The organism is Planctobacterium sp. R6 (assembly GCF_055755215.1).
Genome location: NZ_JBVTQY010000027.1, coordinates 58,023 through 66,957 on the forward strand (window position 1 = coordinate 58,023; position 8,935 = coordinate 66,957).

Sequence of the window (8,935 nt, forward strand, 5' to 3'; positions counted from 1 at the left end):
AGCATTAATAAAAATTTATTATCTGTGGGCAATGAAAAATTCCCGCTTGTTGGTATACTGATGGCATAACTAAGTCAGGGAGCGAAAGCTCCGTCGAGAGATATGCAAGACGATCCTTATTACGCCAGGGAAAAGGCCAAATACGAACAACCAGTCGCTTCCCGTGAATACATACTGCAATTGATTAATGATGCAGAGCGGGCGTTATCCTTTTTAGATATTTGCCATAAAGTCAATGCGAATGACGAAACCAGTCGCATTGCTGTGCAGCGACGCCTGCGCGCAATGGAGCGGGAAGGCCAGGTTATTTTTAATCGTCAAAAACGCTACGAAGTGGGCTCTGTGATCACCCATGTAACGGGCTCTGTCATAGGGCATCGTGACGGTTTTGGTTTTCTTAAACGCGATGACGAAGAGCGGGATTTATACATCTCAGCGGGTCAGATGCAGTTTTTATTACACGGTGATCGCGTTGCGGCGGTGGCGGGAAAGAAAGATGCCAGAGGTCGCATCGAAGCCAAAAACATCGAAATAGTCGAACCGCGCAAAGAACCCATTGTGGGTCGCTTTTTTATGGAAAGTGGCGTGGGAATTGTGATCCCCGATGACAGTCGTTTGCGCTTTGAGTTGATCATTCCCCCTGAACACATCAATGGTGCGAAGCAGGGTCATGTCGTGGTGTCTGAGATGACACAACGCCCACGCAAACGGGTGTCGCCGATTGGTCGTATTGTTGAAGTACTCGGTGAGCATATGGCACCGGGAATGGAAATCGAAATGGCATTGCGCAATTTTGATATCCCCCATACCTGGCCATTGAAGGTTAACAATGAAATCAGCCGCCTGAGCGAAGAAGTCAGTGAGTCTGCGAAAAAAGGGCGCATTGATTTACGCCAATTACCACTGGTAACCATAGATGGTGAAGATGCGCGTGACTTTGACGATGCGGTGTTTTGTGAGCCCCAGGAAGACGGGGGCTGGCAGTTATGGGTCGCCATTGCTGATGTCAGCTACTATGTGCGACCTAAAAAAGCCCTGGATGACGAGGCCCAAAATCGCGGAACTTCCGTGTACTTTCCCGAACAGGTGGTGCCAATGCTGCCTGAAATCCTGTCTAACGGATTGTGTTCTCTGAATCCTAATGTTGACCGCCTGTGCATGGTCTGTGAAATGTCCATCAGTCCCGCCGGTAAATTACAGGCTTATCAGTTTTACGAAGCCGTGATGAACTCCCATGCCCGGCTGACCTACAATAAGGTGTGGGCGATTCTGGAAGGTGATCCACAACTCTATCAACGTTATTTTGAACATGTGCCGCATTTACAGAATCTCTATAAGTTGTACAAGGCACTGAAAAAATCCCGGGCTGAGCGGGGGGCGATTGAATTTGAAACGCAGGAAACGAAATTCGTATTTAATGCAGCACGCAAGATAGATCATATCGTGCCGGTGGTGCGTAACGACGCCCACAAGATCATCGAAGAATGTATGATCATGGCCAATGTTGCCGCGGCTGATATGCTGCATAGCAATAAAGCGGAGGGCCTGTACCGCATCCATGACGAGCCCAGTGAAGAACGTTTAAAGTCCTTTTTAAGTTATTTATCAGAAGTGGGTATCAGTCATCACCTGACTGAAAAAGCCACGCCAAAGCAGTTTTGTGAAGTAGTGAAAAAAATACAGGGTCGTCCGGATCAGGAACTGATCCAGACCATGTTACTGCGCTCTATGCAACAGGCTATTTACGATCCCGACAACGTCGGCCACTTTGGCCTGGCGTTGGAGGCGTATGCCCATTTTACCTCGCCTATCAGGCGTTATCCGGATCTGGTGGTGCATCGCGCCATTAAGGCCGTATTAGATAAAAAAGCACAACGCAAAAGTAAAACCGGTGGGTATGCCTATAACGAAGACGAAGTGGCGCAATTAGGAGAGCATTGCTCAATGACGGAACGCCGGGCTGACGATGCTACCCGAGACGTATCTGACTGGTTAAAATGCGAATTTATGCAGGCCCATGTTGGCGATTCTTTTGAAGGGGTTATCGCTTCGGTCACGAATTTTGGCTTTTTTGTGCGACTGTGCGAGTTCCATATTGATGGCTTAGTCCATATCACCACCCTGACTAACGATTATTATCAATACGATGAAACCCGACAATATCTGATTGGGGAATCCGGCGGCACTATTTTCCGTCTGGGGGATCAGGTACAGGTTAAGGTAATGGCAGTAAACCTGGACGAGCGAAAAATTGATTTTGTCCTGGATATGCCGCTGCCAACCCGTAAATCAAGGCGGTCATCAAAAGCCAAATCAGGTAAGTCTGATCAGGTCAAAGCAAAGCGTATTACGGCTAAGTCCAGTCGCAAAAAGCCGCAGAAAAAGGCCACAAGCGCCAGTAAGCCCGGCACGGCCAGTAAAAGTAAGAAACGAGGAAAGTAAATGGCGCAACAAGAATGGTTATACGGTCTTCATGCCCTTGAGGCGGTGGTAGCCAAAGAGCCTGAACGTCTGATTGAGTTATATGTACTTAAAGGACGAGACGATGACAAATTACGTAACATTATTAACCAGGCGCGTCGCTTTGGCATTGCGGTACAATTTTGTCAGCGCAAAGTGTTGGATGACAAGGTTAATGGTGAGCAACATCAGGGGATAGTAGCAAAGGCTAAACCGGGTCGGGTTTTGGATGAAAAGGATCTGGCGGACATCATTGCCAGCGAAGACAATCCATTTATTTTGGTGTTGGATGGGGTAACCGATCCTCACAATCTCGGGGCCTGTTTGCGTAGTGCTGATGCGGCTGGTGTACACGCAATGGTGGTGCCCAAAGACAAATCGGCTTACCTGACTCCAACGGCGCGAAAAGTCGCATGTGGTGCTGCAGAAACAACGCCCTTGATACAGGTAACAAACCTGGCCAGAACATTACGCCAGTTGCAGGAGTCGGGTGTTTGGGTGATCGGTACCGCCGGTGAAGCTGAGCAGTTAATTTATGACGTAAAACTTTCCGGTCCTATGGCATTGGTGATGGGCGCCGAGGGCAAAGGTATGCGCAGATTAACCCGGGAAGTCTGTGACGAGTTAATAAAATTGCCAATGGCCGGTTCTGTCTCCAGTCTGAACGTTTCGGTGGCCACAGGCGTGTGTTTGTATGAGATTGTTCGTCAGCGGATTGCGAATTAAACCAATCCGCGCCGCAAAGCAAAAGAGGTAAGTCGTGGTGCAAAAGTTAGTAACATCAGTGGTGCTGTTATTTACAGTCACCTGCTTCGCCCAGGATGAGATGCCGGATCACGATATTACCCTGTTCGATCTGTTTATCACGTCTGACACGATTAACATTTCTAATCCGGTGCCTGTAGCTAACCGGGTAGGTTACGAAAACCAACCATTGTTTATTGATGACAACTCACTGTATTTTACCCGCATGGAAGATGTTAATGCCGACGTCTGGTTGTGGCAAATGGGACATGAAGTTGCCATTACCAAAACCCTTGAAAGTGAGTATTCACCAACGCCAATTCCCACCAGAAGTGGAGCGCTGTCTACAGTCAGAGTAGAGCATGATGGCACGCAGCGATTGTGGCAGATTAATTCGGATGGCAGTTTTGAACTATTGTTCAGCGATATTAAACCTGTGGGCTATCACGTCTGGCAGGAAGACAATGTGGCGCTCTTTGTCCTGGGAGAGCCGCATCGGTTAGAGGTTACCACATTGGGGCAGGCAGAGACGACAATCGTAGATGATGCTATTGGTCGTTGCCTCGCCTTAATCCCGGGTACAACCACCATGTCATACACCACAGAAGAAGAAGGTTACCACCAGCTCAGAACCTTTGATTTTGACACTAATGAGAGTGGCGAGTTGATGAAGCTGCCGGAAAAATCACAGGATTATGCCTGGCTAAACGACAAACAATTGCTGACTTCCAATGGTAAACAACTGCTGTGGTGGGATGCTAATCAGCGTGTCTGGTTGCCCGTCAATATGCCGAAAAACCTGACCTTGAGTGGTATTACTCGTTTGGCTATTTCGCCCAATAAACGTCGTCTTGCGGTTGTGCATCACAAACAATCTTCGTCACTGAAGTAATTGCGTTATCCCATAAAATAAGTGCCTTGAAATCTTTCATTACAAAGTAAATGTTTGAGGTCAATTAACCTTCACTTTTGGTCATTAGACTGCGCCAGCCGGTTCGAGAATGAACCGGTTTTCATGTATCCGTTTTTAAAAGTGAAGGACATAAATAATGACCAAGGTATTTTTAGTGTTGATGAGTGCCGGCGTAATTTGGGCTTCTGTAGCAGGAGCGAATGAACAACAGACTGGTTGGGGAGTCGGGGTAGGGGCTGTTTTTATGGAGCAGGGGTATCGTGGTGCTGATAGCGAAACCCAGTTGTTCCCCATAGTGTTTTATCAAGGACAAAACTTTTTCTGGCGTGGACCTGAATTAGGTTACCAGGTCACGGACAATATAACCCTTTATGGCGAATATCGTTTTGATGGCTTTGAACTTGAGGATTCAGATTATTTTGCTGGGATGGAAGAACGCAAAGGAACACTCGATGTCGGTGCATCTTTTACTGTTGATAGTGAATTTGGAGAATTGACATTTTCTGGTCAGGCGGATGCGTTGGGAGAGCATAAAGGCTATGAATTGGGCGTGCGATTCAGTAAAGGTTTTCAGTTATTGGGGGGAGCTATTTCTCCATTTATAGAGGTGAATTACCTCAGTGATGACTTAGTTGACTATTATTATGGTGTCAGGAATTCAGAAGCCAATGCGTTTCGACCGGCGTATCAGGCGGAAAATACGGTTAATTATACAACCGGACTTTCCGGAGTCTGGGTGGTAGCGGAGCGACAGAGTATTATGGCCTCATTGACATATACTGTGTTGGGCGATGAAATCGAAAATAGCCCAATTATAGAAGACGGTGAGAGCACCAATTTGTTTATGGGGTATATTTACCGTTTTTAGAGCCGTTTGCGCTATTTCTTAAAAAAACGGCATTATCAACCTGGTATAAAATATTAAGGAATAACTATGCGTTGCCACGAAATTGACTATGAAATTATTGGTGCCTCGATGCAAATGGTTGAGGTGGAACTGGACCCGCAGGAAACTGTGATCGCGGAAGCAGGAGCGATGAACTATATGGAGCAGGGCATCGAATTTGAAACCAAAATGGGCGATGGTTCAGCGCTGGCAAACGGGTAGTGGCCGGTGAGACAGCCGGAATATAGAATTATGCTATATGGTTGGTCAAAAAACAGAAGGGGGAAAGTCCCCCCTCGATCGTCAGATTAAGCTTTGATTGAATTATAGGTTTTGTTTAGCGCCGGCTTATAGCTTTCATAGTAATGCAAAGTTGGTGCTGTAAAGATCATGCCGAAAAGCTGCTTGTCTTTAACCCAAACAATAACGTCACTATTTTTCTTCAGTCCATTGGCATCAAAAAATTCCAACTCAAAACGAAAAGCTACCTGTTCACCGATTTGCTGTGGTCTTACATTTTTAGTCTCGATTTTTAAGGTACCGTCTTCCTGATTTATGATCGATGTTTTTACCAGGTCCTCTAATTCGTTAGGCAACATTTCGGCTCTGAATTTAGGCATAGGCAGTTCTTTACTGGTTTCTTTTAACAGTGTTTCACCTTCTTTTATTTCACCAAACACCAGCATTTGATTGAGTGAGTAACCATCAATTGTCCATACTTCAGCTTTTTCGCCAGGCTCAAAAGGAGATTTACTCCAGGAGGTAGCGGGTAGTACAGAGAACCCTTTTACTTTTAGCTCAGAAGCGGGGATTAATTTAAATTGAGCGCAGGAAGTGACCAATAATACTGCGCTGACAATAAGGATTTTTTTAATTAGTTTCATCAGTTTAATAGCTCCATGTAGTATTTAATCATCGCTTTATCTTCCGCTTCAGGGTAGTTTTCCAAATAGCTCCCGAAGTGTTTTTTAGCGAGTTTTTTATTTTTTTCTTTGGTGTACAAATAGCCTAATTGTTTGTGGGCATCTTTGGGGCAGCTCTGTTGTAGCAGTGCTGTCTCGTAGGCACTGATTGACAGTTGAGTATCCCCTGGCTCACCCCGTAATCGGTATAATTCGCCATAAAAATACTCAATTAAGGCCGGGTCGTAATTAATGTTTTTGTGACGTTCCAGAATTGACTCAGTTTGCTCGTATTCTTGTAAACTCAAGTGGTTGCTCATAGCCCGATGATAGATTTTAGCTACCTGTTTACGGAACTCATTTTCTTTTCTGGTATAGTCTTTCTGCCATTTTTCCTGAAACAGTGTTGATTGATTATTGAGATTACTTAAGCGTTCTTCGGAAGTTGGATGGGTTGCCCAAAAAATGCTTCTTTCTTCTTTTGATAAATCAGCTTCACGTTCAGCGATTAACAGCCCCCATACCTGACCAGATTCATGGGTGTCGTAACCTGCATGTCCCATCATTTCAAGGCCAATGATATCGGCCTCTCGTTCCTGATCCCGACCAAATTCCGCCAGAGCTGAACCACTTAACAGGGTGCCTAGGCCGACTATGCCGGTTAGTGAGCCTACTGCTATATCGATCACCAGAGCGGCGGCGCTGGCATCTTTGAGTTCTCTGAATTGTTGAATTTGGTGGGTTTGCAGATAATGACCAATTTCGTGACCCAGAATTGAGGCTAATTGCGCTTCATTTTCCAGGCGCAGGAAAACGCCTGACCAAATGTGCATCATTCCGTTGGGGAACATTGCAGCATTAAAGTTTGGATTATCAATGATATAAACCCGAATATTGGCGCAATACTCAGGAGTCAGTCGACAGACTACACTTTGCACGTACTCATTGAGTTCCTGATCCTTAATACGATATGGGGAGAGTTGCACGTCTCTTTCTATCTTTTCCACCTGATACCAAAAACCCCCTTCATCAGAAGCGGGATCCGGCCGATAGTTGACATCTATAACCGGCTGTATTGATAACGAAGTAGCGCTTAACTGAAAAGCACTGAGTAAAGTCGACACCAACAGAATCCGAATTTTACCCAGTGAAATCTGAAACGACATCGCTGATTCTCCGCTAGGCAGAAGGAATGGAGTCCAGCAGATTTGCCACAGTTTCCCTGGCAGAATCTTGTTCTCTTAAATCACCCGAACTACTGATCAAACGGTTAAACCAGACAATGTCTCCGGTGTTCAGGTCAACCAATGAAGAAAACCCTAGTTGAGTACCGCCGGGAATGCCCACTCCTACCAGTGCGCCAAAAACTTGCATCGCTTTTCGGCCGGCACTGGCGTAACTATCTCTCATGAAAACGAACAACGCATAGTCTGCACCGGTTTTTTCTTTAAGTACGCTGGCTTTCTCACCCAATGTCCAGGTCCCATTTTTGGGTCTGGTGGGGAGTTTTACAGCACCGACTTCATGCACCAATATGCTGTAACCGACAGCTTCGTGTAATTTTTCCAGCTGAGCCTGAACGGAATCAATATCCTGTACGTCGTTATTAAACAAAGTAGCGTCGCTATTGTTGGCGGCCAGATGATCGGTGATTTCTTGCTCCAGAAAACCCCGTGCATCTGCTGTCCATTCGGCCTGTACTTCGGTTACACCTGTTGCGCCAAGAATAGAAAGTTCTACATCTATTGGCATGATGATAAGTCTGGGGTTGGCATTTTCACTGCTGTTAAGATTTTCAACTGAGTTGTAGTTTGTGGTACTGGCACAACCAGCCATGATTAGAAGTGAAAAAATGATAAATGATATTTTTGAATAAGATACAAACGCTTGCATAAGCGTATCCTCCCTGATTGCTATAATTATAAGTATGTCATGTGGGAAATGCTCCACACTCGGTGCCGCATACTACCACTTCTGAAACAATTGTTAACACTTTATTAATACTAATTGTTTTAGTAACAGCGACTATTTAACGCTTAGACACTTCTCTTACACTGAATAAATTAGGACAAATCAATGCGTTGCCACGAAATTGACTATGAAATTATTGGTGCCTCGATGCAAATGGTTGAGGTGGAACTGGACCCGCAGGAAACTGTGATCGCGGAAGCAGGAGCGATGAACTATATGGAGCAGGGCATCGAATTTGAAACCAAAATGGGCGATGGTTCAGATGCGGAGCAGGGATTTATGAGTAAGCTGTTCAGCGCGGGCAAACGGGTGGTGACCGGTGAGAGTTTGTTTATGACACACTTTACCAATCATGGTTACGGCAAAAAACGCGTGGCCTTTGCATCACCTTTTCCCGGCACCATTATTCCGGTGAACATGGCAAATGTCGGTGAGCAGATCACTTGTCAGAAAGATTCCTTTTTGTGCGCTGCACTTGGGACCAAAATTGATATCGCATTTAACAAAAAGTTGGGCGCGGGATTTTTCGGCGGCGAAGGATTTATCCTGGAGCGTCTGCAGGGCGATGGCATGGCCTTTATTCACGCCGGTGGCACTGTGATTGAAAAAGAACTGAACGGCGAGACTCTGAGAGTTGATACCGGTTGTATTGTGGGGTTCACCGCAGGCATTGATTACGATATTCAAATGACCAAAGGTTTGCGAAGCATGTTCTTCGGAGGCGAAGGCTTATTTTTAGCCACGCTGAGCGGTCATGGCAAGGTCTGGTTGCAATCGCTGCCCTTCAGTCGACTGGCAGACCGGGTTATTCAACACGCCCCACAAATGGGTGGAAAACGCCAGGGAGAAGGCAGTGTGTTAGGTGGTCTGGGGGATATGCTGGATGGTGATAGATAATACCAGTTCCACGATATATTTGCCCTCTCAGCGCAGCCTCAGGGACATTAGTTCGAGGCGTGAGAATGAAAGAATACTGGTGGTTTTGTGAACTTCGCACAACAAAGACAAAAGTTTCGGGAAAACTTTTGAACAGCTTTAGCTGGCCTGCGAAGCAGGTGA

At 45.9% G+C, this 8,935-nt stretch carries 8 protein-coding genes and 1 pseudogene; 6 read left to right on the forward strand and 3 right to left on the reverse strand.

The genetic code is table 11. From position 1 onward, the window contains the following. Window positions 1–102: 102 nt before the first annotated feature. The 5 genes and pseudogenes from rnr to AC0J20_RS16050 form a co-directional block, all read left to right on the forward strand. The gene (rnr, locus tag AC0J20_RS16030; RefSeq protein ID WP_473022474.1) at window positions 103–2,442 is read left to right on the forward strand and encodes a ribonuclease R; all 2,340 of its coding nucleotides are present in this window, start codon (window positions 103–105) and stop codon (window positions 2,440–2,442) included. Beyond that, the gene (gene rlmB, locus AC0J20_RS16035; RefSeq protein ID WP_473022475.1) at window positions 2,443–3,186 is read left to right on the forward strand and encodes a 23S rRNA (guanosine(2251)-2'-O)-methyltransferase RlmB; all 744 of its coding nucleotides are present in this window, start codon (window positions 2,443–2,445) and stop codon (window positions 3,184–3,186) included. Between the two features lie 37 nt (window positions 3,187–3,223). Next, window positions 3,224–4,096: a hypothetical protein gene (locus AC0J20_RS16040; protein WP_473022476.1), complete on the forward strand. Its 873-nt coding sequence runs from the start codon at window positions 3,224–3,226 to the stop codon at window positions 4,094–4,096. Window positions 4,097–4,253: 157 nt separating this feature from the next. After that, entirely contained in the window at window positions 4,254–4,985 is a 732-nt protein-coding gene (locus AC0J20_RS16045; RefSeq protein WP_473022477.1) for a MipA/OmpV family protein, read from the forward strand. A 60-nt stretch (window positions 4,986–5,045) separates the two neighbouring features. Next, window positions 5,046–5,222 (forward strand): annotated as a pseudogene (locus AC0J20_RS16050) (AIM24 family protein); the annotation flags it as partial. Window positions 5,223–5,311: 89 nt separating this feature from the next. Here AC0J20_RS16050 and AC0J20_RS16055 read toward each other — a convergent pair. Genes AC0J20_RS16055 through AC0J20_RS16065 form a run of 3 tightly spaced genes read right to left on the reverse strand, consistent with a single transcriptional unit; the run spans window position 5,312 to window position 7,798 of the window. After that, entirely contained in the window at window positions 5,312–5,887 is a 576-nt protein-coding gene (locus tag AC0J20_RS16055) for a hypothetical protein (protein ID WP_229531400.1), read from the reverse strand. Further along, a complete protein-coding gene (locus AC0J20_RS16060) occupies window positions 5,887–7,071 on the reverse strand; it encodes a M48 family metallopeptidase (protein WP_473022478.1) in 1,185 nt (394 codons plus the stop codon). Before AC0J20_RS16060 ends, AC0J20_RS16055 begins: the two co-directional genes overlap by 1 nt. Window positions 7,072–7,084: 13 nt before the next feature. Beyond that, entirely contained in the window at window positions 7,085–7,798 is a 714-nt protein-coding gene (locus AC0J20_RS16065; RefSeq protein ID WP_473022479.1) for a hypothetical protein, read from the reverse strand. A 183-nt stretch (window positions 7,799–7,981) separates the two neighbouring features. On the opposite strand from AC0J20_RS16065, the gene AC0J20_RS16070 reads away from it, so the two are divergent. Beyond that, on the forward strand, window positions 7,982–8,773 hold the full coding sequence (locus AC0J20_RS16070; protein WP_473022480.1) for a TIGR00266 family protein: 792 nt from the start codon (window positions 7,982–7,984) through the stop codon (window positions 8,771–8,773). The last annotated feature ends 162 nt before the right edge of the window (window positions 8,774–8,935 follow it).